This is a genomic window from Pseudonocardia nigra, from assembly GCF_019396355.1.
GTDB lineage: Bacteria > Actinomycetota > Actinomycetes > Mycobacteriales > Pseudonocardiaceae > Pseudonocardia > Pseudonocardia nigra.
In genome coordinates this window covers 25,934-48,741 of record NZ_JAHKRK010000011.1, presented here as the reverse complement: position 1 = coordinate 48,741, position 22,808 = coordinate 25,934, and the positions used below count along the sequence as shown (strand labels likewise).

The following is a 22,808-nucleotide window of genomic DNA, read 5'->3' as shown; positions in this document are numbered from 1 at the left end:
TCGCGGCCTGCGGCGCCGCGGCTTGCGGGAGCCTCGCTGTCCGCCGGGGTCGCCGCGGCCGTCCCGGGCAGGGACGGTGGACGGGTCGGCCGGCGCGGGGCGCGTGTCAGTGGCTCGGGCCGCGGGAGAGGACATCGTCCGACCAGTCTGCCTGGGAACGGCGGTCAGACCGACCGCAGGGTGGGTGTGATCTCGTCGGCGACCGCGTCGTCGGCCGCCGGGTGCTCGACGAGGGCCAGCACCCGGTTGGCGAGGAAGCGGGCCGTCCGCACGGTGCTGCCGCCACGGGTGGTCTCGCTGACCTCGACGACGCCGCGCGAGTGCGTGATGCCCACGCGCCGCCCGGCGCGGGTGGCGGTGATCTCGTAGGTGCGGGTGGTGCCGCTGCCGGCGTCGATGACGATCTCGACTCGGTCGCCCTTCATGGCTGTGGCCGTCCTCGTGCCTCGGGTGCTCTGTGGAAGTGATGGGGGTGGTGGGGGCGGCGCTGTCGGGAACAGCGCCGCCCGGGCGGCCACGTCGGACGGCGGTGGGAAGGCGCCGGACGCAGCAGGTCGGTGAGGGTATCCGAGCCGGGCGCTGGTCGCCTCGCGGCGAGTGGCACACCGCAGCTCCAGCCGAACGGTATTCCGCGGCGGCTCTTGTAATTGAGACCCGGGGACACAGGTCGCCCGGCTCGGACAGTCCTTCCAACCCCCCGGCCCCGCGGATTGTTCCCGGGACCGAGAGGCAGTTGTCCGAACCGGGCGCTGGTCGCCTCGCGGCGAGTGGCACACCGCGGTTTCAGCCGAACGATCGTCCGCGGCGGCGCTTGTCATGTGAGACCCGGGGACACAGGTCGCCCGGCTCGGACAGCCGCTTCAACGGGGGAAGCGACGGGTTCATTCCCGGGCGCGGCCCAGGGCGTGTCTGGTGGATCTGGGTCGATGGGCTCGGTGATCTGGGCGCCGAGAGCGCGATCCACGGTCCGCCAGACACGCCCTAGGGTCGAGCCGTGATCGACGACCTTGCGGAGCGGCTGCGGGCCGCCCAGACCGACGGCACCCGGCTCGACAGGACCGAGGCCGCGGAGTTCGACATCGAGACCGGGCACGGCGTCCAGGACGCCGGGCGCGCGCTGCGGATCGCCGCGGGCGACCGGCTCGCCGGTCGGAAGGTGGGGGTGACGTCGGCGGCGGCGCAGCAGGCGATCGGGGCGGAGGAGCCGGTCGCCGGCTACCTGATGGCGTCGACGGTCGTGCCGGCCGGTGCCCCGTTCGACTGCGCGGGGCTCGTGGCGCCACGGGTGGAGGTGGAGGTCGCGTTCGTGCTGGCCGCGCCGCTGCAGGGCGCAGACCTGACGCCGTCGGACGTGCTGGCGGCCACGAAGCACCTCGCCCTCGCGCTCGAGGTCGTCGACAGCAGGTGGGAGGGCGGGCCGGCGAGCGTCGGCGCGCTGGTCGCCGACGACGTGAGCGCGGCGGGCGTGATCCTCGGCGCCGAGGCCGACCCGGCCGCCCCCGACCTGCCCGGGCTGCGGGTCACCGCGCGGATCGGGGACGCGACGGTCACCGGCGACGCGGGCAACGTGCTCGGGGACCCGGCCCGGGCCGTCGCCTTGCTGTGCGCCGACCTGCACCGGCGGGGCGAGCGGCTCGAGGCGGGCGACCTGGTGCTGAGCGGCGCACTCGTCGGCCCGACACCGTTCGCCCCGGGCGACACGGTGGTCGCGGACTTCGGCGCGCTGGGCACGTTGGAGGCGCGCTTCACCGCGGGGGACACCGCCGCCAGGTGAGCCGCCGCTGTGGCCCCGGCCCGGTGCGAGCAAGGTGGCGATGCTGTCGCCCAGTGGCAGTATCGCCACCTTGCTGCCACTCCGGACCGCGCCGCATCGGGGCTACAGCGCCGCCAGTACCCCGTCGGTGAACGCCGGCCACGCCTCTATCGCCCAGGGACCGAAATCGCGGTCCGTCAGCACCACGCAGGCCGCGCCGGCGTCGGGGTCGACCCACAGGAACGTCCCGGACTGGCCGAAGTGCCCGAACGTCCGCAGTGAGCTGTGCTCGCCGGTCCAGTGCGGGGACTTGCCGTCGCGGATCTCGAACCCGAGGCCCCAATCGTTCGGCTTCTGCCGCCCGTAGCCGGGGAGGATGCCGTCGACGCCCGGGAAGGCGACCGTGGTGGCCTCGTCGAGGGTGTTCCGGTGCACGAGGGTGGGCGCCTGCAGCTCGGCGGCGAACCGGGCCAGGTCGGCGCAGGTGGAGACGGCGGCGGCGGCGGGGGAGCCCTCGAGGCGGGTGGCCTCCATCCCCAGCGGGACGAGCACGGCCTCGTGGAGGTACTGCGCGAAGGGCATGCCGGCCGCGGCGGCGACCGTCTCGCCGAGCACCTCGAACCCGACGTTGGAGTAGATCCGCTTCGCGCCGGGCTGGGCCTGCACGACCCCGTCGGAGAACGACAGGCCCGAGGTATGCGCCGCGAGGTGGCGGACGGTGGATCCCTCCGGGCCCGCCGGGGTGTCCCATTCGACGGCGCCCTCCTCCACCGCGACGAGCAGCGCGTAGGCCGCGAGCGGCTTGGTCACCGACGCCAGCCGGAACACCCGGTCCGGCTCGCCCGCGGTGGCGAGTACGGTGCCGTCGGCCGCCACGACGGCGGATGCGGCGTGCCCGACCGGCCAGTCCAGTACCGCTCCTGCGGCGGCTCGCAGGTCAAGCATCGCCGTACACCGGGATCGTCGCGCCGCTGATCGGGGCGGCGTCCGGGCCGCAGAGAAACGCGATCACCTTGGCGATCGCCGCCGGGGCGACGGCGCGGGCGGCCTGCTCCGGTGACATCCAGCTGCGGTTCGCCGGCGTGTCGATCGTGGACGGCAGCACAGCGTTGACCCGGATCCTCTCCGCGCGCAGCTCGTCGGCCAGCAGCGCGGTGAGCCGGACGACAGCGGCCTTGCTCGTGGCGTGTGCGACCGGGGCCGGGCCCGTTACCGCCGTCTTCGACCCGACGGTGACGATCGCGCCGCCGCCTGCCGCGGCCAGCCGCGGGGCGGCCGCCTGCGCCGTCCACAGGGCGGAGCCGAAGTTGGAGCGCCAGAGCGCGTCGAGCTGCTCCTCGTCGACGTCGGCGAGCTTCCCGGGCGTGAAGCCGCCGGCCAGCCCGACGAGTGCGGTCGGGGTCACCGGCAGGGCGTCGATCTCGGCGAACGCCGCGTGCACCGCAGCCCGGCGGGCGAGGTCGACGGGCACGGCGTGCACCCCGTCCTGGTCGGCGAGCGCGGAGAGCCGGTCACCGGGCAGGTCCAACGCCACCACGGGCCGGCCCGCCTCCCGGAAGTCCGCCACCACGGCGTGGCCGAGGGCGCCGGCCGCGCCCGTCACGATCACTGCGTCCACCCGGCCATCCTGCCTCTCCGGTGCGATGCTCGCGCAGTGGCACGGGCGTGGGTCGGGACATCGGGCTGGCGCTACCCGCCGTGGCGCGGCACGTTCTACCCGCCCGGGCTGGCGCAGCGGCGGGAGCTGGAACACCTGTCGCGGCAGGTCACCAGCATCGAGATCAACGGTTCCTTCTACTCGCTCCAGCGGCCGGAGAGCTACCGGGCGTGGGCCGCGGAGACGCCCGACGACTTCCTGTTCGCCGTCAAGGGCGGCCGCTTCATCACCCATCTCAAGCAGCTGCGCGACGTGGGGACACCGCTGGCCAACTTCCTCGCCTCCGGGGTCCTCGCGCTCGGGCCGAAGCTCGGTCCGCTGCTGTGGCAGCTCCCGCCGCGCCTGCGGTTCGACCCGGCGCGGATCGGGGGGTTCCTCGCGATGCTGCCGCGCAGCACCGGCGCTGCCGCCGAGCTCGCGACCGGCCACGACGAACGTCTCGACGGTCGGGCGTACACCGCCACCGACGCGGACCGCCCGCTGCGGCACGCCCTCGAGGTGCGCCACCCCAGCTTCTGCACCGCGGCGTTCGTCGAGCTGTTGCGGGAGCACGACGTGGCGCTGGTCGTCGCGGACACCGCCGGCACCTGGCCGCACCTGGAGGACGTGACCAGCGACTTCGTCTACGTCCGCCTGCACGGCGACGCCGAGCTCTACACCAGCGGCTACACGCCCGAGGGGCTCGACGCGTGGGCGGCGAAGGTGCGGGCATGGCGGGCCGAGGAGGCGCCCACCGGCGAGCACACCGTCGCCGCCGCCGCGCCGCCGCGGCCGGAGGGGCGCGACGTGTACGTCTACTTCGACAATGACGCCAAGGTGCACGCCCCGTTCGACGCGATCGGCCTCGCGCGGCGGCTGCACGGTTGATCGCCGCCCGGTCGGGGGTACAGCCCAGCGTGGACCAGGACGAGCAGACGGCCCCGCGCGACCGCCTCGCGGCGCAGGTGGCCGAGTTGGCCAGGGACCGGGGCATCACGATCGGGGCGGCGGAGTCGCTCACCGGCGGGATGGTCGCGAGTCCGCTGGCGGCCGCCGAGGCGTCGAGCGAGTGGTTCCGCGGCTCGCTCGTGGCCTACGCCAGCGAGGTCAAGCACGCGGTGCTCGGGGTGCCCGAGGGCCCGGTGGTCAGCGCCGATGCGGCGCGGGCGATGGCCGCGGGCGCGCGCAAGCTGCTGGGCGCGGACGTCGCCGTCGCCGCGACCGGCGCCGGCGGGCCGTCGTCCCAGGACGGGCAGGAACCCGGAACCGTCTTCATCGCCGTCGACGACGGCGCGGAGCAGCGCGTGCGGCACCTGCAGCTCGACGGCGACGACCCGGCCGCGATCTGCGAGGCGGCGGCGGAGGCTGCGCTGGAGATGCTGGTGACGGAGCTGCGCGGGGAGCGCGGCGACTGAGCGGGCCCCGGGGACCACCGGCCGACCCAGGGGTGTGTCCGGAGCACCCTTTCGGTCACTCGGGGCGCGGCTCAGGCGGGCGCCGAGGCCGTCCTGGCCGTCCGGTGCGCCACGAGCATCCGCCTGCCCACCACCATCAGCGCCGCCGCCGCGAGCATCGTGACGGCGCCGACCAGCCATGCCGTCGCGAACGAGCCGTGGGTGGCGACGAACCCGAACCCGACCGGCCCGACGAAACCGCCCGCGTACACGCCCATCTGCGCGATCGACGACGCCGCAGCGGGCGCCGACGGGTTCAGCCGGACCACCGCGAACTGCAGCAGCCCCGGCCACGACCACCCGAGCCCGAAGCCCAGGATCGTGCCGATCACCAGCGCCGGCGTGCCGGGCACGGCGAGCAGGGCCAGCCCGCCCGCTCCGAGCAGCAGGCTGCCGGCCACGACCGCCACGTGCCGGCCGCTGCGCCGGTCCGCGAGCCAGCCGCTGACCAGCCGCACCGTCAGCCCGACCACGCTGCCCATCGTCAGGACCAGGCCGGCGAGCCCCGGGGCGATGCCCCGTTCCACGGCCGAGACGACGAGGAAGATGCCCAGCGCGTTCGCCGCGGCCGCGCCGAGCCCGGCGGCGACCGCGATCACGGCCAGCGCCGCGGTGGCGCGTTCCCCGGGCGCCGCCGCGGCCCGGCGCCTGCCCGGTGCGTTCGGCGGGGCGACGAGCAGCGCGCACAGCGCGAGTACTGCACCGATGCCGTATGCCCAGCGCCACCCGACGGTCAGGGCGACGGCGGGCACCGCGATCCCGGCCAGCAGTGTGGCCAGCGGGATCGCGGCCTGCTTGATGCCGAACGACAGGCCGAGGCGCTCCGCCGGGACGTACCGCGCGAGCGTCAGGTTCGACGACAGCTGCCCGAGGACGTTGCACCACGCGCTGCACAGCAGGATCGCCACGAGGACGGCGGCGGAGTCGGCGAACAGCGCGATCGCGGCCATCGTGGCGGCCACCCCGACGATCGCGGCCCGGCTGGTGGGACCCGAGCCGAACCGCTCGACGAGCCGGCCGCACGGCAACGACGCGAGCGCGCTGATCCCGAAGTAGAGCGCGACCACGAGCCCGATGCCGGCCGTGTCGAAGCCCAGCTCGGCGGAGATCTGCACCGTCAGCGCGCCGGTGAGGAAGACCGGGAGCACCGCGGCCGTGGTGGTCGTGACCGCCCCGACCGCCGCCCGCACCGCACCTGCCATTTGAGCAATGCTAAGCGCCTCCGACGACGGGGAGGCGGATATCGGGCGACGCGCACAGTGGCGATGGCGACACTGCGATCATGTCCTCCCCGTTCGCCGAGGTGATCGACGCCGCTGATGTTCTCCGGTCCGTGCGCCCCGTGTCGGCCGGTGCCCCTCGTCGACGGGGGGCATGGGCGGAGTAGGGGCGCGTCGACGCGGGTGGGTGCGTGCGCGCGCTGGTCCAGCGCCACGTGCCGGCTCGCCGCGATGGCGCGTCGGGTCAGTCCTCCAGCCGGATCGCCGCACGGGGGCAGCCCCGCACGGCCTCCTCCAGCTTCGGGCGCATCGACTCCGGCGGGTTCTCGTCGAGGATGTAGAGGAAGTCGTCCTCCCGCACCTCGAAGACCTCCGGCGCGATGCCCATGCAAACGGCGTTGGACTCACACAAATCGAAGTCGACCACGACCTTCATGCCCCCATCGTGCACCCCGACGCGCGCCGGCGGCAGTCAGGACGCCCTTACTCCCGAGGTGCTCAGGCGGCGACCAGGCGTGCGTAGGCCACGACGTTGTCCGCGTACTGCCCCGTGCCGCGGTCGAACGCGCCGCCGCAGGTGATCAGCCGCAGTTCGGGGCCGTCGGTGTCGCCGTACACCCGCTCGGTCGGGAAGTCGGCCTTGGCGTAGCGGTCCACCCGGTAGGTGGCGAAGACCGCCTCGGTGCCGTCGGCGCGGCGCACCCGCACCTCGTCGCCGGGGGCGAGCTCGTGGAGCCGGGAGAACACGCCCGGCACGCCCGCGTAGTCGACGTGTGCCGCGATCACGGCCGGGCCCGTCGCCCCGGGGGTCGGGCCGAGCGTGAACCAGCCGGCCGTCAGTGCGTCCGGCGGCACCTCGAGGGCGCCCTCCGGGTCGATGCCGAGGGCGAGCAGCGGGCCGGTGTCCACCCCGATGGCGGACACGGCGAGGTTCACGGGCTCCGCCGGGGCGAGCGCCGCCACCGGGGCGGCGGCCTGCTCCGAGGGCGCGGGCGTGTGGGCGACGGGGGCGGCGGGAGCCGCGGCCGGGGCGACTGCGGGTGCCTGCTGCGGGGAACCGCAGCCCGCGAGCACCGCCGTCACCGCCGCCAGCAGGAGACCCTGCCGGATGCGGGCGTGCGTCACCGGACGGGCGTCCCTCCGGTCGCCACACCGCCCAGCGGGAACACCGCGACCTGGCGGTCCTCGGTGCCGAAGTGCTGCTCGCAGGCGACGCCGTCGTCGTCGGCGTCCAGCCGCTCGGGGTCGCCGATCCGGCTCGTGAGGGCGGCCTGCGCGTCGGCCTGGGTGGCGAAGTCGGCGCAGTCCCGGTCGACGTCGTCGTCGGCAGGGGCCGCCGCGGTGGTGGGGGTGGCTGTCGTCGTGGGTGCCGCGGGCGGGGTCGTCGTCGGCGTCTCGGGGGTGCTCTCCGACTCGGGTTCGGCGGTGGGTGTCACCGTGGTGGCCGGCGTGCCGCGGCGGGGCAGGGACTCGCAGGGGACGCCGTCGTCGTTGTCGTCGAGCTCGTGCGGGTCACCCGGCAGGTTGTCGAAGAAGGCCTGGGCGTCCTCCTGGAACTCGAAAGCACTGCAGTTGACGTCCTGCGCGGCGGCGGTGGCGGTGAGCCCCGCGCACAGTGCGGTGGTCAGCGCGGCGACGAGCGCCGCCACGCGGGCGCGACGGGAGACGAGCATGGGGGAGCGTCCTTCCGGGGTGGTTCCGGGGAGCGGGCCGTCGTGGGGAGCGCCGGCCTGCACCCCGTCCTTTCTCCCCGGTCGCACGGTGCGTTACCGCCCGAGCACAAGTTGCTCCGTCCGGCCGCATCCCGGACCGACGAACGGCGCGTCCGTCGGGAGGGATCCGACGGCCGCGCCGTTCGTACGGGTTCGGTCAGCTCCGGCGCAGCACCGGGCGCAGCGCGTCGAGCACCGCCGGATCGTCGATCGTGGAGGGCACCGGCTCGTCCGCCCCGTCGGCGATCCCACGCATCGTCTTGCGCAGGATCTTCCCGGAGCGGGTCTTCGGCAGCCCCGCGACGACCGCCACGTCCTTGAGGCTCGCGACGGCCCCGACCTGGTCGCGCACCAACTGCACGAGCTCGGCCCGCAGCTCGTCCTCGTCGCGCTGCACCCCGGCCTTGAGCACGACGAACCCGCGCGGGACCTGCCCCTTCAGCACGTCGGCCACCCCGATCACCGCGCATTCGGCGACGTCCGCGTGGGAAGCGAGCACCTCCTCCATGCCGCCGGTGGAGAGCCGGTGCCCGGCCACATTGATCACGTCGTCGGTGCGGCCCATGACGAACACGTAGCCGTCCTCGTCGAGCCGGCCGCCGTCGCCGGTGAGGTAGTAGCCCTCGAACGCGGACATGTACGACTGCACGAACCGCTCGTCGTCGTTCCACAGCGTCGGCAGCGACCCCGGTGGCATCGGCAGCTTCACGACGATCGCGCCGTCGGTGCCCGGCTCGACCGGCGTCCCCGACGTGTCGAGCACCTGCACGTCCCACCCCGGCAGCGGCCGGGTCGGTGAACCGGGCTTGATCGGAAGCAGCTCGATGCCTGCGGGGTTGGCGACGATCGGCCAGCCCGTCTCGGTCTGCCACCAGTGGTCGATCACCGGGATGCCGAGCAGGTCGGCGGCCCAGCGGTAGGTCTCCGGGTCGAGCCGCTCCCCGGCGAGGAACAGGTAGTGCAGCCCGGAGATGTCGTACTTGCGCGTGAACTCGCCGTCCGGGTCCTCCTTCTTGATCGCCCGGAACGCGGTGGGCGCGGTGAACAGGCTCTTGACGCCGTGTTCGGCGACCACCCGCCAGAACTGCCCGGCGTCCGGCGTGCCGACCGGCTTGCCCTCGTAGAGCACGGTCGTGGCGCCGGTGAGCAGCGGCGCGTAGACGATGTAGGAGTGCCCGACGACCCAGCCGACGTCGGACGCGGTGAAGATCGTCTCCCCGGGGCCGACGTCGTAGACGTTCGGCATGGACCAGCGCAGCGCCACGGCGTGCCCGCCGCCGTCGCGCACCACGCCCTTCGGCTTCCCCGTGGTCCCGGAGGTGTAGAGGATGTACAGCGGGTCGGTGGCCTTGACCGGCACGCACTCGGCGGGCTCGGCCGCCGCCGTCGCCTCCGCCCAGTCGACGTCGTCGGGGCCCAGCGTCGCCTCGGCCTGCGGCCGCTGCAGGATCACGCGCTTGGCGGGCGCGTGCGCCGCGAGCTCGATCGCCTGATCGAGCAGGGGCTTGTACTCGATGACGCGCTTGCCCTCGATGCCGCACGACGCGGAGACGACCACGCGCGGCGCGGCGTCGTCGATCCGCACGGCGAGCTCCTTCGGCGCGAACCCGCCGAAGACCACCGAGTGCACGGCCCCGATCCGCGCGCACGCCAGCATGGCGATCGCGGCCTCCGGCACCATCGGCATGTAGATCACGACCCGGTCGCCCCGGCCCACGCCGAGGCCGGCGAGGACACCGGCGAACCGCGCCACCTCGTCCCGCAGGTGTGCGTAGGTGTAGGTCCGCTGCGTATCCGTGACGGGGGAGTCGTAGATCAGGGCGGCCTGCTCGCCGCGGCCGGCGTCGACGTGCCGGTCCAGCGCGTTGTGGCAGACGTTCAGCTCCCCGTCGGGGAACCAGCGGTAGAACGGCGGCCGGGAGACGTCGAGCGCGCGCGTCGGGGCCACGTGCCAGTCGATCGCCTGCGCCGCATCGAGCCAGAACGCCTCCGGGTCCTCGGTGCTGGCCCGGAAGACGTCCTCGTACGCACCCACCGATGGCCTCCTCGCCCTCGTTCCTGCCCGGCCGGGGCCGGGACGTCCCGTGGTGACAGTAGGCCGTGGCTGGGAGGGAGGGCAGCCCGCCGACGCGAGTGATCGATCTCCCTCGGCCCGGTGACCCCTGAGCGAGTGATCGCACAGCGTGAAAATCTACGCAACGTAGCGTAATCACCCGTTCGGCCGGACGTCCTGGACGGCTCGCGCCTCGTTCCACTTTCCGTGACCGTTCGCCTACTACCGGTTCATGCGAGGCGTGTTGTGCGCGGTGACCGGGCCGGGGCGCCGAAGATCGCGCCGATTCGCGAGGGGGCGCGGGTGGGCGGATCGGGTGGACCCTGGCCCCTTCCGGGCCGGGCAGCCGCGCTCACGGTGGTCACCGCGGTGTTGTGCGCCCTCGGCCTCGCCGTCGGGACGGCCGGCGCCGGGGGAGCCGGCGCCCGGGCCGACGTCCCCGCCCCGGACCCGTGCGGCCCCGCCTGGGTCACGGCCTGGCAGGCGGCCGCGCAGCCCGCTCCCGCCGACCCAGCGCTGGATGGCGCCACGCTGCGCATGGTCGTGCGGCCGCAGGCCACCGGCTCGCAGGTCCGGGTGCGGCTCTCCAACGCCTACGGCTCGGGGCCGCTGGCCGTCGGCGCGGTCTCGGCGGCCCGTTCGGACGGCGGCTCCGGGCTGCTGCGCGGGACGGCGCGGCCGGTGACGTTCGGCGGCCGGGCGGCCGTGGTCGTCCCGGCCGGTGCCGATGCGGTGAGCGACCCGGTCCCCCTGGTGGCGGAGGCCGGCCGGCCACTCGCCGTGAGCATCTTCCTCCCGGTCGCACCGGAGGTCGTCACGCAGCACCCGGTCGCCCTGCAGACCTCCTACCTGTCCCGGCCGGGCGATTTCACGCTCACCGACCCCGGTCGGGCCTTCGAGACGACCCTGCACTCCTGGCTCGTGCTCACCGGCGTCGACGTGATGGCGCCGCGCCCGGTGAACGCCGTCGTCGCGGTGGGCGACTCGATCACCGACGGCGTGGGCGGCGGCGTCGACGCCGACGAGCGGTGGTCCGACGCGCTCGCCGAGCGGCTCACCGCTGCGGGCGGGGCCACCGCGATGGCCGTGCTCAACGCGGGCATCTCGGGCAACCGGCTGCTCGGGACGAACCCGCCCGTCACCGGCCCGCCGCCGCTGCGCAGGTTCGACCGGGACGTCCTGGACGCGCACGGCGCCACGGACGTCGTGCTGCACATCGGCACGAACGACATCGCGAGGGGCCGGGGCGCCGAGGAGATCGTCGCGGGGCTGCGGCGGTTCGCCGAGCACGCGCGCGGGGCGGGCGCGCGGGTGTTCCTCACGACGATCACGCCGTCGACGACCGGCGCGCACGGCACACCCGCCGCGGTGGCCGCGCGCGAGGCGGTGAACGCCTGGGTGCGTGCGCACGGGCACGAGCACGCCGACGGGGTGTTCGACTTCGCCGCCGCCGTGGCCGACCCGGCCGATCCCGGCCGCCTCGCGCCGGCCTACGACTCGGGCGACGGGCTGCACCTGTCCGCGGCAGGGTACCGGGCGCTGGCGGACGCGGTCGACCCGGCGCTGCTCACGGGGAGCCCGTGCCTCGCCGACACCTCGCCGGCGCGGATCGTGGTGGCGAACCGCTAGCGGAGGTCGGCCCGGGACCGATGGGTTCGCGGCCGTCCCGTACCTGCTCGTGAGGGCCTGTCCGCCGGGGGCGCGGCCCGGCGAGGAGATGGACGATGAGCAGGCCGTCGCCGTCGCCGTCGCGCTCGGGGCGGTGGGGCTCGCCGGGCCGGCCAGGCGCGACATCAGCGCGGGCTGAGGCCCCCGCTACCGGCGACCGAGCTTGCGCAGCCCACGACGGATGGGGTTCTCGTCGTCCTCGACCACGGGCAGGGGCCCGGTGGGGGCGTCCTCGCGGTCCAGCCGTTCGACGACCCAGTCCACCGCCAGGGCGCCCGGCGAGACGCCGCGCTCGGCGGCGATCCGGCGCAGCTGCTCGATCCGGAGCGCGGGCAGCCGCAGCTGGAACACCTGGGCGGACCCGAACCGGCCCGTCAGCTCGGTGGCGGCCCCGTCGTCGCGCGACAGCGCGGCCAGGTAGGAGTCGAGGTCGCGGTCGACGTCGGCGGGATCGTCCGGCGCGCCCTGCGCCGAGGCGGGCGCGCGGTGGCGCGAGCGGCTGCGGTCACGGGACGGGGCCATGGCGTCAGCCTACGGAGCGGGGCCCGAGCGGGCCCCACCCTCCTCAGCCGGCGAGGTCGTAGCCGGCCGGGCCGATGGCGGCGGCGATCTCGGCGGGCTGCACGGCCCGGTCGGCGAGCACCGCGACGGCACCGGTGGCGAGCTCGATCTCGACCGCGCTGACCCCGGAGATCTCCCGGATCTCCTCGGTCACCGACCGCGCGCAGTGCTCGCAGCTCATCCCGCTGACGGTGACCTCGGTGCGGAACGGTGCCTCGACGGACATGTGTCCTCCCAGTCCTGGAGCCGGTGCCGGCAGCGGCACCGTACGGGCAGCAACCGCCTCGTCACGCGCGGGGTCGCACCGCTCCGTGTTCGCTCCGTCACCGAAAGGCAGGACCCTCACCCGCTAAGAGGGGTGCGGTCGGAGGGCTTCGCTAGGTAACGTCACGGTCACGGCCACGGGGGTGGCTGCGGGGCGTTCCGGTTCGGGGTGGGGTAGCCGACTCGGGTGAACGCCGCCGGTTCTCGCGGGGCGACGCCGCCCGCGGGCGGCGCCCCCGCTCGGTCGGGACGTGGTGGCGGCCGAACGGGGAGGCGTCGGTGAGTGGAATCGGTAGCGCGCGGCGGGAGCTCGGCGAGGAACGGATGGCGTCGAGCGGCGCGATCCCCAACCAGCGCACGGCGGCCGACGCGTATCGCGTGTCGGACGACCAGTTGCACCGGGCGCGACTCGTCGTCGCCCGCAACTCGGCCGACTCGGAGGACCTCCGGCAGCTCCTCGACATGCTCGGGCTGATCTCGGCCAACCCGGACCAGCCCCCCCCGGTCACCCGCTAGCGGAGTCTGCGGGTCCTCCGCCCCGGCCGTGACCTGCGGCTGGGGCGGGCGTACGGCGAAGGGACCCCCGTGCGTGGGGCGTCGGAGCGATGTCATATGCTTCTCTCGCTCCCAACGGAAAGCCGTTGCGGGCGGGGATCGCCGAGGTGGTCCAAGCCCCCATCGTCTAGCGGCCTAGGACACCGCCCTTTCAAGGCGGCAGCGCGGGTTCGAATCCCGTTGGGGGTACGCTCCACCAGCACGACCGCAGTACAACAGCAAGGCCCAGTGGCGCAGTTGGTTAGCGCGTCGCCCTGTCACGGCGAAGGTCGCGGGTTCGAGTCCCGTCTGGGTCGCTTCACCACCCGGCATTGCGCCGGTTGGGCCAGGTAGCTCAGTTGGTACGAGCGACCGCCTGAAAAGCGGTAGGTCGGCGGTTCGACCCCGCCCCTGGCCACCATCCTTCCTCCTGGTCGGCCCGCACGTTCTGCGGAGCGGGCCGACGCTCTTCCTTCTCCTGGTGATCAGGATAACGTGACGCCGGTCGTCGCGATCCCTCGACCGGGCGCTTCTCGCGGTCCGTCCCTCCCGGCGCTGATCACGGGCTCGGGGGTTGCGACGGATCCTTCGGAAGAGACCTCCCGCCCGTGATCCGCGACGGCGGACGGACCAGATGCGCTATGACTGGCATCACACAGGGCTGGAGGCCAATGCCCGCGGGCATAGGCTCCTGATCGACAACGTTTGTCGTCCTGCGCCGACTCGGAGTGGTGCCCCAGCCCGCTGTCCTGTCCGGTTGCCCGCCTCCCGGCGGGGTTCCGGTGACCGTTCGCCGCTGACGTTCGGTCGCCGCCCGGCTACGATCCGCCCGGATGGGGGACACACGCGACGGTCACAGTGACCCGGCTGAAAGGTTCCAGGGGGATGCAACTGCCGCGGCATAGTCCGACCGGGACCAGCCGTTGGGCCATCTGGGCGCTTCCCCGGCCCGTCCTGGTGGTCATCCTCGCGGTCGAACTGGCGGCGATGGTCGCGCTCGTGCTCGACGTGCGCAACGGCATCGGTGTGCTGCCGCAGGAGTGGCTGACGATCGCGGCCGTGCTGGCGGGCGCCGGCGTCCTGAGCACCGAGGCGTCGTTGGGTGTGGAACGGATACGGCACCGGTCCGAGGGCAACCCGCACATCGACCTGAGCTCGGTGTGGACCTTCGCGGCCGCGGCGCTGCTCCCCGGCCCGGTGGCCACCGCCGTGGTCGTGGCCATCTACGCGCATCTCCAGGCCCGGATCGGGCGGCGCTCCGGGGTGCCGGTGCACCGCGCCGCGTTCACCACGGCCACCGTCGTGCTCGCCGTGCAGGCCGTCGCCGGAGTCACCGGGCTGGTCGACCAGGGCGAGCTGTTCTCCACCATCCCCGGGCTCGGCGTCGTGCTGCTCGGGGTGCTCACCTACGCCGCGATCAACATGGTGCTGGTCGTCACCGTCATCGTGCTCAGCGGACCGAACCCCGACCTCGCCACCTTCGTGCAGGTGCTCCGCCGCGGCGACGAGGCCGCCCTGGAGTTCGCCACGCTCTCGATGGGCGCACTCGCCGCCGGGGCCGTCGCGTCGTTCGGCTCCGCGTACGCGGTGCTCGTGCTCCCGCCGCTGATCGTCCTGCACCGCACCGTCCTCGTGCGGCAGCTGGAGGAGGCGGCCAGTACCGACAGCAAGACAGGACTGCTCAACGCGGCGGCGTGGCACCTGCGCGCCGGCCGTGCCCTGCGGCGCTCCGAACGCGTCGAAGGGCACGCAACCGTGCTCGTGCTGGACCTCGATCACTTCAAGGCCATCAACGACCGGTACGGGCACCTCGTGGGCGACCACGTGCTCGCGGCGGTGGCGTCCGCGGTCCGCGCGGAGGTGCGTGACGACGATGTGGTCGGCCGCTTCGGTGGCGAGGAGTTCGTCGTCCTGCTCTCCGGGCTCGAGGGCGAGGACGGCAGGACGGCGGCCGCCGCGGTCGCCGAGCGGATCCGCCGTCGCATCGCCGCGCTGCGCGTGGACATCGTCGGACCCGACGGACCCGAGGTGATCCACCACCTCACCGCCTCGATCGGCGGGGCGACGCATCCCGCCGACGGGAGCGACCTCATCCAGCTCCTCGAGGTCGCCGACACCGCGATGTACGCCGCCAAGCGCGCCGGGCGCAACACGGTGCGGATGGGCCTGCACCCGGTGCCGGCAGGCGGCCGCAGGCCGCACCGCCCGTACCGCCGCGCCTGATCGACCCACTCGTCTGTCGGTGGCCGCCGCTACCGGCCGGCTAGCTGAGCGCGCCGGCTCGACGGTGACGCGCCGTCATCCCGGCGTCCGTACGGGCGAAGCGGACCGGCCGGTCTCCGGCCGATCCGTCCGTTCCGCCGCGCAATTCCGACTACCCGTCAATTCCCCGAACCGGTCGCCGTGGAAAGGCACGGATCGGCGAGCGCCCCCGGTTCCGCCGTGTGAGCGGTGGGTGCGGCGACCCGACCCGCCGCGACGACATCCGGATCCTCGAGTGGAGCGCCCGCGTCCGTGCATGCGGCCGGTTCCGGCGCCACGACCACGGGCGCGGCATCGGCGTCGGCAGGACCCGCGGCGGCACCTGCCGGGTCGGGAGCCGTCGCTGCCGGGTCGGGCACGGTCGCTGCGGGCTCGGGAACGGTGGCCGCCGGGCCGGGAACGGTTGCCGCGGGCGCGGCCGGGCCGGGCACGGTGGCCACCGGCTCCGGAACCGCGGCACCGGGTGCAACGGGGGGCGGCTGCGGCACGGCGGCGCCGGGGTCGGGCGCGGCGACGCCGGGATCCGGCGCGGGCAGCGCGGGCTCGGGTGCGGGCAGCGCGGGCTCGGGCACGCCCACGCCCGGTGCGGGCGGCACCGCGCCGGGGGCGGGAACCGTCACCCCGGGGTCCGGTGGGGCGGGCGCGGGGAGCGGCTCGGGCGCCGGGAGCTGCCCCACCCCGTCGCCGGTGGCGGGCAGCGTGGCCGCGCCCGGCGCCGCCGGGGCCGCGGGTTCCACGAGGTCGCCGAGCAGTGAGGGCAGCAGCGTGTGCAGGCTGATGATCAGGTCGCGCAGCAGCTGGTCCAACGGGCTCTGGGGCAGGGCGGGGGCCTGCGCGGCGCCCACGCCGGTCTCCGGAGGCGGTTGCGCCGCGTGCGCGGCAGTGGTGCCGAGACCGGTCAGCAACACCCCGGTGGTCACCGCGCCGATTGAAAGAGCGACTTTCCGACTCCGCATCCGAGCCTCCCGGAAATGGATGGGCAGGGTCGCGGAAATGATGCGTGCCGTCTGATCAGCCCGCCACGTCGCCGATATCCGGGGAATGCGCGTCGACCGCTGCGGAAACGACCGAGCGTGACGATTCCGTGGATGCGCCACCGGAGCGGGCGACGCCCGACCGGCGTGCTGCGACCGGGCCTCACCCGGGCGCGCCGTGGACCACGCCGACGGGTCATCAAACTTTCGACGGTACGGTCACCCAGGGGCGTAGGAGTTCACCATCGTGGCGTTCCCGCTCGTGCAGGTCACCGAGCGTGTGCCGGATCTGCCCTAACGGTCACGGCGGGTGTCGGCACGGCTGCTCAGCCGCTCCAGGCGGCGCGGCGCGGGCCAGCGCACCGCGTGGGCCCACCCCAGCTTCTCGAACAGGCGGATGACTGCCGCGGAGATGTCCACCTGCCCGCGCTTGACCCCATGTCGCGCGCACGTCGGGTCGGCGTGGTGCAGGTTGTGCCACGACTCGCCGAACGACAGCACCGCCAGCCACCAGACGTTGGCCGAGCGGTCGCGGGCGGCGAAGGGACGGTCGCCGACCATGTGGCAGATCGAGTTGATCGACCACGTCACGTGGTGCAACAGGGCTACGCGCACCAGGCCCGCCCAGAGGAGCGCGGTCAGCGCGCCCCACAGCGACCAGGAGACGAGACCGCCGATCAGCGCGGGCAGCCCGAGGCTCGCGACCGTGAGCACGAGGAACAGGCGGTCGACGGTCGCCACGTCGCGGTCGGCGAGCAGGTCCGGGGCGAAACGCCGGGCGTTGGTGCGGTCCCGCTCCAGCAGCCACCCAATGTGGGAGTGCCAGAAGCCGCGGGCGATCGTTACCGGCCCGGTACCGAAGAGCCACGGTGAGTGCGGGTCGCCCTCCTTGTCGGAGAACGCGTGGTGGCGCCGGTGGTCGGCCACCCAGCTGACCACGCTCCCCTGGAGGGCGAGGCTGCCCGCCACGGCGAGTGCGATCCGCAGCGGCCGGTTGGCCTTGAACGAGCCGTGCGTGAAGTGCCGGTGGAGGCCGACCGTGACGCCGAGCCCGCTCACGACGTAGATGGCCGCGGCGAGGCCCACGTCGAGCGAGGACAGGCCCCACCCCCACGCGAGGGGTACCGCGGCGGCGAGCGCGAGCAGCGGGACGATCATGAACGTGACGACCAGGGCCTGCTCGACAGCCGACTTGCGGCCGTCGGTGAGCGCGGCGACGGGTGGGCGATCCTGCACGACAGCGGCCATGGACACCTTCTTCGACTACAGGGGCGGCCGCGGACACGCCCGAGGCGGGCGGGCGAACTGCCCCGGCTCGCAGCTGAAGGTCACGATACGGCAACGCCACTGTGGTCACCGGGCTCGGATCCGGGGCCGCGTCGGGCCGTTGTGGAGCGGTCGCGCGTGGTAGGTTCTGCACCGGTTGCAGTCGTGTCTTCCTCGATCGTTGTGAAGCGTCCGTGGAGAGTGACGGTGGGCTTCACAGGCGTGCGAGGAGATCGTCCGCGTTCGTCGGTGTTCCCGTGCAGCCCCCGGTCGGCACAGTGCCGTCAGGGTCCGCTTCACGTATGGAGAACAGGTATGCCGCAGGGCACCGTCAAGTGGTTCAACGCCGAGAAGGGCTTCGGCTTCATCGCCACCGACGACAACGGTCCGGACGTCTTCGTCCACTACTCGGCCATCCAGTCGGACGGCTTCCGCACCCTCGAGGAGAACCAGCGCGTCACCTTCGAGGCGAGCCAGGGCGCCAAGGGTCCGCAGGCCGACACGGTGCGCCCGCTCTGATCGAGCCCCGCACACAGCACGTCCCGGTGCCGGCGTCCCCTCTCGGGGGCGCCGGCACCGGCGTTTTTCAGCGTTGAGGTGGGCGCGGGCGGCGCCCCCCGGACGTTCCAGGCCCGGGTGATGCAATCTCGCGGCGATCATGGCGGCCGTGCCCGGGCGAGATGTCGTTCTTGCACCGTCCAGCGCGCGGATGCGCATCTCACGCCGGTCGTGCGGCGACCATGGCGGCGGCGGATCGGCCCGAGCGACGAGTGGGCTTCCCCGGTGGCCCCTGGCCTTGGTGACCAGCAGCCTCGCCCATCGTTTCAGCCGTTGGTCGACGACGGCCGGGCGGTGGCGCACGGGGGATCGGGCGCGAGGAGCCGCCGGTCCCCGGTCACGAGCCGGTCACCCGCCGTTCACCGGCGACGACCGGACCGCCCACCGGCGCACGGCCCGCTTGTCTCGGCGTCCCGCTCGGTCGTCGCTGGAGGCTCCCCGACCCGTTCCCGACCCGTCATGCTCAGTGTTGAGCCTCACACAGACACGCCGAGCAGCGGCGGCTGGAGAGCAGTTATCGGAGGTCGGAGATGCCGGGCTGGAACAGCTACCGCGCGGTGTACGGCGCGGAGCTGCGCGCAGCGGCGCGGGAGTTCGACGATCACGGGTGGCCCGTGGTCGCGTCGTCCACCACATCACTTCTGCTGGTCACCGGCACCGCGCTCGACGTACTCGAGGTGCCGGCGGCGTGCGGCAGGCAGGTGTGCGCGCAGCTGCGGGACGCGGGGTCCGTCGTCCCGGTGGCCGCCACTCCCACGGGCGAGTGGTGGTTCCCGATCACGCCCGGTGCGCAGCTGCCCGCCGAGCTGCGGGAGACCGACGGTGTGGTGCTGCACACCGACGGCGCCGCGGTGCTCGCGCCGCCGTCGGAGCTGCCGGACGGGTGGGTGCACTGGCGGGTCAACCCGGCGCTCGTCGGCTACCGGGTGCCCGAGGCGGACCTGATCGTCCACACCGCCGCCGACGCCGTTCGGTGGCAGGCCGACCGCGAGCTGCACCCGGGCGCCCAGCGGCCCGCCGGTGCCGTCGCCGTCGGCATGCGGTTCTAGCCGGACCGCGAGCCGGCCCCCTCGGCTCGCCCCGTTGCCGCGGCTCGTCGCGCCGCGCCGGGGTCCCGGGGGAGCGCCGGTGGTGCGGCGCCCGGGGGAGGTTCCTCCCTCGCTGCGCGGCCGCACCACGAACGTGGCCGGGGTCGGTGGAAAACCATCGGCCCCGGCCAGTCCCATGCCCGGCGCCGCGGGGGCCGAGTGCCTCCGTGGCGTGGGGGCAGCACACCCCGGAAGCACTGCTCCCGACCGGAGCGGCCCTCGGGCCACCGGCAATCGGGCGCCGGGGTCCGGACCCGTTCGCGCCGAACCCGCCGTGGGGCGACGGCGGACGCGGCGGACGGACGATCCGGACACCGGGGATACGCATCAGCGGGCACTATGGGTTCGTGCAGATCTCGCAATCCCCCCGAACGGACGCGTCCGCCCCGGGTGGTGGAACGACCACCGGTACCGGACGGACGCGTACCCGGCCGGTGGTGGAGGTCGGCCTCGGGTTCGGCCGGATCGACGCCGCCACGCGGCAGCGCGATCTGCGTCGGATGAAGACGCTGGCCACGGGTCTGCTGGTGGCCGCCACCGTCGTGTTCCTGCTGGCGCGCTGGTGGGAGGTCAACGACGGGCCGACGTGGGTCGGCTACGTGCGCGCGATGGCCGAGGCGGGGATGGTCGGCGCCCTCGCCGACTGGTTCGCCGTCACGGCGCTGTTCCGGCGGCCGCTCGGGCTGCCCATCCCGCACACCGCGATCATCCCGACGAAGAAGGACGTGCTGGGCGACAGCCTCGGCGACTTCGTCGGCGAGAACTTCCTGGCCGAGGACGTGGTGCGCGACAAGCTCGCGCGCGTCGAGGTGTCGTCCCGCGTCGGTGCCTGGATCGGGCAGGAGGCCAACGCCGACCGCGTCACCGCCGAGCTCGCCACGGCCGCCCGCGGCATCGTCACCGTCCTGCGCGACGACGACGTGCAGGAGGTGATCGAGCAGGTCCTCGTCCGCAAGCTGATGGAGCGGCCGATCGGCCCGCCCCTGGGCACGGTCCTGCAGGGCGTGCTGGCCGACGGGTCGCACCACCGGCTCGTCGACCTCGTCTGCGACCGCGCCTACGACTGGGTCACCGCCAACCACGACACGGTGCTGCGGATCGTGCACGACCGGGCGCCCACCTGGTCGCCGCGGTTCGTCGACGACCTCATCGCCGACCGGGTGTTCCTCGAGGTGCAGAACTTCGCGTGGGCGGTCAAGACCGACCCCGAGCACCCGCTGCGCAAGGCCGTCGACACGTTCCTCGTCGAGTTCGCCGCGGACCTGCAGAACGACCCGGACACCATCGAGCGCGCCGAGCGGATCAAGCACCAGATCGTGGCGCACCCCGACGTGCAGCGGTTCATCGGCCAGGCCTGGGGCACGGTCAAGGGTCTGATCCTCGACGCCGCCGCCGACCCGTCGAGCGCGCTGCGCACCCGGGTCCGCGACGGGCTGGTGGCGTTCGGGAACCGGCTGAACACCGACGCCGAGCTGCGCGGCAAGATCGAGGGCTGGCTCGCCGACGCCGCAGGCTACGTCGTGCGGCACTACCGCCACGAGATCACGACGCTGATCACCGACACCGTGGAGCGGTGGGACGCGGAGGAGACGTCGCGGAAGATCGAGTTGCAGGTGGGGCGCGACCTGCAGTTCATCCGGATCAACGGCACGGTGGTCGGTGCGCTGGCCGGGTTCGTCATCTACGCGGTGGGGCAGTTCGCCTTCGGCGCCTGATCCCGGCCCTGCCTCGCCCGCAGCAGCTCGATCGCCCACGCGCACCACTGCGCGGTCTCGGTCTCGAGCCGGATCCCGGCGCGACAGGTGAGGTACGGGCCGAGGTGACGGGTGGTGCGCACGAACTCCTCCTCGGTGCGCCCGCTCAGGATCGAGCGTTCCACGTCGCGGAAGTGTGCGAGCTTCCGCCGGGCGCGCTCGGCCTGCCGGTCCAGGGCCTCGACCAGGACGTCCGGGTCCACCACGTCGGCGGCCTGGACCGCGACCATCAGCTCGTCCCGCAGCGCGGTGGGCTGCTTCGGCGCCGCGGCGAACGCGACCAGCTCGGCGACCCCGGCGTCGGTGAGCGCGAACACCCGTTTCGTGGGGCGGTTGCGCTGCGGCACCTCGGTGGCCCGCACGAGCTCCGACTCGTGCAGCCGCGTCAGCTCGGCGTAGATCTGCTGAGGACGCGCGTGCCAGAAGTTCGCCACGCCGGCGTCGAACCGCTTGGCCAGCTCGTAGCCGGTGGCCTCTCCGTGCACGAGCGCGGCCAGTACCGCGTACCGCAACGACATGCGGCGACCATAGCCATCAGCAGGAGTAGTCCGATACGTTACTAGTCATGAATCTGACTAGTGCCCGGTTGGTCGCGGTCGGGGACAGCGTCAGCGAGGGCGTCGGGGATCCGCGGGGTGGCCGGCTGCATGGGTGGGTCCCGTACCTGGCCGCGGACGCAGGATTCGTGCTGGTCGCGAACCTCGCCCGCACCGGCGCCACCGTCGCCGCGGTGCGCCGCGACCAGCTCGAGGCCGCCGTGGCGCTCGCCCCCGACGTCGTCACGTGCGTGGTCGGGGTCAACGACGTCCTGTGCGGCCGGTTCGACGCGGCGGCCTTCGAGGTGCACTACGACCACGTGGTCGGCACGCTCTCCGCCGCCGCGAGCCGCGGAGTGCTGACGATGACGCTGCACGACATCACCGCGGGTCTCCCGCTCCCGCGTCCGGCCCGCGCAGCGGTCCGCAGCCGAACGGGGCGGGCGAACGCCGTCATCGAGCGGGTGGCACGGCGGCACGGGGCCTGGGTGCTGGACGGCACGGCCGCGCCGGCCCTACGTGCCGCCGGGATGCTCAGCATCGACCGGCTGCACCCGAACGCCCGCGGTCACCGCTTCATCGCCGCCTCCGCGCTCGACGTCCTGCGCGCGCACGGGCTCGTGCCTGCAGGGCCCGCCGCCGTCGCGCCGCCCGTCGACTCGCTGCCCGCCCGGCTCGCGGCCGGCGCCCGGCACGCGCTGTGGCTGGGCCGCCGGGCGGTGGCGCTGCCGGGCCGGAGGGCGCGCCACTGAAACCCCACGAGAACGTCGGTGGGCGCCCCTACGCTCGGCCGCGTGTTCCGCTTCGTGGTGCCGGCGGTGGTCGGCGCCGTCACCTCCCGGCCACCGTCCCGGCCCCCGGGCCCGGCGCGGCCGCTCCCGGGCAGGCCGGTGTGGAGCCGCCGGCGCTGACCGCTCCGCGCTGACGCGATGCGCCGGTCGGGTGTGGGCGGAGCCACGCCACCTGCGCAAGCATGGTGCTTGCAACAGCTAGCACCCGCGCGTACCGTCGAAGTCGACAGGGCGGAGGTGAGTGGATGTCGAAGCCGGACGGGGTGAAGCCGCCGAAGAGCGATGGCCCCGGAGAGCGGGTCGGACACGCGGTCGAACAGGTCGGCCAGGTGGTCGAGCACGCCGGGCACGCCGTCGGCCAGGCCGTCGACGACATCGGCGGCTACATCCGCAGCCAGCGGGAGAGCGCGCAGGTCTCGCTGCGCCAGCTGGCCCGCTCGGCCGGCGTCAGCAACCCCTACCTCAGCCAGATCGAGCGGGGCCTGCGCAAGCCGTCGGCCGAGATCCTCCAGCAGATCGCCAAGGGGCTGCGGATCTCTGCCGAGGCCCTGTACGTGAAGGCCGGGATCCTCGACGAGAAGCCGGCGGGTGCCGTCACCGACGCCGTGCTCGCCGACCCGGCCCTGACCGAGCGCCAGAAGCAGGTGCTCCTCGACATCTACGAATCCTTCCGCCGGGAGAGCGACGCCGTCGCCCCCCGCCCCACCCCAGAACAGGAGTGATC

24 protein-coding genes and 3 tRNA genes are annotated in these 22,808 nt (G+C 74.1%); 14 read left to right on the top strand and 13 right to left on the bottom strand.

Going from position 1 to position 22,808, the window contains the following annotated elements; all coding sequences use genetic code 11:
- Window positions 1–164: 164 nt before the first annotated feature.
- Window positions 165–425, bottom strand: a complete 261-nt coding sequence (locus KME75_RS05070) for a DUF8836 family protein (protein ID WP_219413348.1) — start codon at window positions 423–425, stop codon at window positions 165–167.
- A gap of 569 nt (window positions 426–994) precedes the next feature.
- Between KME75_RS05070 and KME75_RS05065 the strand changes: the two genes are divergently transcribed.
- Window positions 995–1,774 carry a 2-keto-4-pentenoate hydratase gene (locus KME75_RS05065; RefSeq protein ID WP_219413347.1) on the top strand — a complete coding sequence of 260 codons (780 nt, stop codon included), beginning with the start codon at window positions 995–997 and terminating at the stop codon, window positions 1,772–1,774.
- A 102-nt stretch (window positions 1,775–1,876) separates the two neighbouring features.
- On the opposite strand, the gene KME75_RS05060 is transcribed toward KME75_RS05065, so the two are convergent.
- Together KME75_RS05060 and KME75_RS05055 are read right to left on the bottom strand one after the other, a co-directional pair.
- Window positions 1,877–2,698: a serine hydrolase domain-containing protein gene (locus KME75_RS05060; protein ID WP_219413346.1), complete on the bottom strand. Its 822-nt coding sequence runs from the start codon at window positions 2,696–2,698 to the stop codon at window positions 1,877–1,879.
- Window positions 2,691–3,371: an SDR family NAD(P)-dependent oxidoreductase gene (locus KME75_RS05055; protein WP_219413345.1), complete on the bottom strand. Its 681-nt coding sequence runs from the start codon at window positions 3,369–3,371 to the stop codon at window positions 2,691–2,693. Before KME75_RS05055 ends, KME75_RS05060 begins: the two co-directional genes overlap by 8 nt.
- Before the next feature lie 36 nt (window positions 3,372–3,407).
- Between KME75_RS05055 and KME75_RS05050 the strand changes: the two genes are divergently transcribed.
- Window positions 3,408–4,277, top strand: a complete 870-nt coding sequence (locus KME75_RS05050; RefSeq protein ID WP_308282561.1) for a DUF72 domain-containing protein — start codon at window positions 3,408–3,410, stop codon at window positions 4,275–4,277.
- A gap of 29 nt (window positions 4,278–4,306) precedes the next feature.
- Complete coding sequence (locus tag KME75_RS05045) at window positions 4,307–4,804, top strand: CinA family protein (protein WP_219413344.1); 498 nt, start codon at window positions 4,307–4,309, stop codon at window positions 4,802–4,804.
- 71 nt (window positions 4,805–4,875) lie between these two features.
- On the opposite strand, the gene KME75_RS05040 is transcribed toward KME75_RS05045, so the two are convergent.
- The 5 genes from KME75_RS05040 to KME75_RS05020 form a co-directional block, all read right to left on the bottom strand.
- Window positions 4,876–6,045, bottom strand: coding sequence for an MFS transporter (locus KME75_RS05040; RefSeq protein ID WP_219413343.1), 1,170 nt, complete (start codon window positions 6,043–6,045; stop codon window positions 4,876–4,878).
- Window positions 6,046–6,307: 262 nt separating this feature from the next.
- Window positions 6,308–6,499, bottom strand: a complete 192-nt coding sequence (locus tag KME75_RS05035; RefSeq protein ID WP_219413342.1) for a ferredoxin — start codon at window positions 6,497–6,499, stop codon at window positions 6,308–6,310.
- Between the two features lie 62 nt (window positions 6,500–6,561).
- Window positions 6,562–7,188 carry a class F sortase gene (locus tag KME75_RS05030; RefSeq protein WP_219413341.1) on the bottom strand — a complete coding sequence of 209 codons (627 nt, stop codon included), beginning with the start codon at window positions 7,186–7,188 and terminating at the stop codon, window positions 6,562–6,564.
- A complete protein-coding gene (locus KME75_RS05025) occupies window positions 7,185–7,736 on the bottom strand; it encodes an excalibur calcium-binding domain-containing protein (protein WP_219413340.1) in 552 nt (183 codons plus the stop codon). The genes KME75_RS05030 and KME75_RS05025 overlap by 4 nt, the downstream gene beginning before the upstream one ends.
- A 196-nt stretch (window positions 7,737–7,932) precedes the next feature.
- Window positions 7,933–9,810, bottom strand: a complete 1,878-nt coding sequence (locus tag KME75_RS05020) for a propionyl-CoA synthetase (RefSeq protein ID WP_219413339.1) — start codon at window positions 9,808–9,810, stop codon at window positions 7,933–7,935.
- A 321-nt stretch (window positions 9,811–10,131) separates the two neighbouring features.
- Here KME75_RS05020 and KME75_RS45625 point away from each other — a divergent pair, with 321 nt between their 5' ends.
- Window positions 10,132–11,457, top strand: coding sequence for a GDSL-type esterase/lipase family protein (locus tag KME75_RS45625; protein WP_219413338.1), 1,326 nt, complete (start codon window positions 10,132–10,134; stop codon window positions 11,455–11,457).
- 186 nt (window positions 11,458–11,643) lie between these two features.
- On the opposite strand, the gene KME75_RS05010 is transcribed toward KME75_RS45625, so the two are convergent.
- Window positions 11,644–12,018 (bottom strand): hypothetical protein, encoded by a 375-nt coding sequence (locus tag KME75_RS05010; protein ID WP_219413337.1) that lies wholly within the window; start codon window positions 12,016–12,018, stop codon window positions 11,644–11,646.
- 43 nt (window positions 12,019–12,061) lie between these two features.
- Complete coding sequence (locus KME75_RS05005; RefSeq protein ID WP_219413336.1) at window positions 12,062–12,283, bottom strand: heavy-metal-associated domain-containing protein; 222 nt, start codon at window positions 12,281–12,283, stop codon at window positions 12,062–12,064.
- A 317-nt stretch (window positions 12,284–12,600) separates the two neighbouring features.
- On the opposite strand from KME75_RS05005, the gene KME75_RS05000 reads away from it, so the two are divergent.
- The 5 genes from KME75_RS05000 to KME75_RS45620 all read left to right on the top strand — a co-directional run bounded on the left by KME75_RS05000 (window position 12,601) and on the right by KME75_RS45620 (window position 15,078).
- A complete protein-coding gene (locus tag KME75_RS05000; protein WP_308282560.1) occupies window positions 12,601–12,837 on the top strand; it encodes a hypothetical protein in 237 nt (78 codons plus the stop codon).
- A gap of 155 nt (window positions 12,838–12,992) precedes the next feature.
- Window positions 12,993–13,065: transfer RNA gene (locus KME75_RS04995), tRNA-Glu, on the top strand.
- 33 nt (window positions 13,066–13,098) lie between these two features.
- Window positions 13,099–13,172: transfer RNA gene (locus KME75_RS04990), tRNA-Asp, on the top strand.
- A gap of 27 nt (window positions 13,173–13,199) precedes the next feature.
- A tRNA-Phe gene (locus tag KME75_RS04985) sits at window positions 13,200–13,276 on the top strand.
- Window positions 13,277–13,812: 536 nt separating this feature from the next.
- A complete protein-coding gene (locus tag KME75_RS45620) occupies window positions 13,813–15,078 on the top strand; it encodes a GGDEF domain-containing protein (RefSeq protein WP_219413335.1) in 1,266 nt (421 codons plus the stop codon).
- Between the two features lie 158 nt (window positions 15,079–15,236).
- Here KME75_RS45620 and KME75_RS04975 read toward each other — a convergent pair whose 3' ends face one another.
- Both KME75_RS04975 and KME75_RS04970 read right to left on the bottom strand, forming a co-directional pair.
- The gene (locus KME75_RS04975; RefSeq protein ID WP_219413334.1) at window positions 15,237–16,037 is read right to left on the bottom strand and encodes a hypothetical protein; all 801 of its coding nucleotides are present in this window, start codon (window positions 16,035–16,037) and stop codon (window positions 15,237–15,239) included.
- A gap of 348 nt (window positions 16,038–16,385) precedes the next feature.
- Window positions 16,386–17,339: an acyl-CoA desaturase gene (locus tag KME75_RS04970; protein ID WP_219413333.1), complete on the bottom strand. Its 954-nt coding sequence runs from the start codon at window positions 17,337–17,339 to the stop codon at window positions 16,386–16,388.
- 333 nt (window positions 17,340–17,672) lie between these two features.
- Here KME75_RS04970 and KME75_RS04965 point away from each other — a divergent pair, with 333 nt between their 5' ends.
- From KME75_RS04965 to KME75_RS04955, 3 genes are all read left to right on the top strand, one after another.
- A complete protein-coding gene (locus KME75_RS04965; protein ID WP_219413332.1) occupies window positions 17,673–17,876 on the top strand; it encodes a cold-shock protein in 204 nt (67 codons plus the stop codon).
- A gap of 569 nt (window positions 17,877–18,445) precedes the next feature.
- Window positions 18,446–18,964, top strand: a complete 519-nt coding sequence (locus KME75_RS04960) for a bifunctional DNA primase/polymerase (protein ID WP_219413331.1) — start codon at window positions 18,446–18,448, stop codon at window positions 18,962–18,964.
- Between the two features lie 539 nt (window positions 18,965–19,503).
- Window positions 19,504–20,718: a DUF445 domain-containing protein gene (locus tag KME75_RS04955; RefSeq protein ID WP_219413368.1), complete on the top strand. Its 1,215-nt coding sequence runs from the start codon at window positions 19,504–19,506 to the stop codon at window positions 20,716–20,718.
- On the opposite strand, the gene KME75_RS04950 is transcribed toward KME75_RS04955, so the two are convergent.
- Entirely contained in the window at window positions 20,685–21,275 is a 591-nt protein-coding gene (locus KME75_RS04950) for a PadR family transcriptional regulator (protein WP_219413330.1), read from the bottom strand. The genes KME75_RS04955 and KME75_RS04950 overlap by 34 nt on opposite strands.
- Window positions 21,276–21,322: 47 nt before the next feature.
- Here KME75_RS04950 and KME75_RS04945 point away from each other — a divergent pair, with 47 nt between their 5' ends.
- Window positions 21,323–22,045: an SGNH/GDSL hydrolase family protein gene (locus KME75_RS04945; protein ID WP_219413329.1), complete on the top strand. Its 723-nt coding sequence runs from the start codon at window positions 21,323–21,325 to the stop codon at window positions 22,043–22,045.
- A gap of 284 nt (window positions 22,046–22,329) precedes the next feature.
- Window positions 22,330–22,806, top strand: coding sequence for a helix-turn-helix domain-containing protein (locus KME75_RS04940; RefSeq protein ID WP_219413328.1), 477 nt, complete (start codon window positions 22,330–22,332; stop codon window positions 22,804–22,806).
- The last annotated feature ends 2 nt before the right edge of the window (window positions 22,807–22,808 follow it).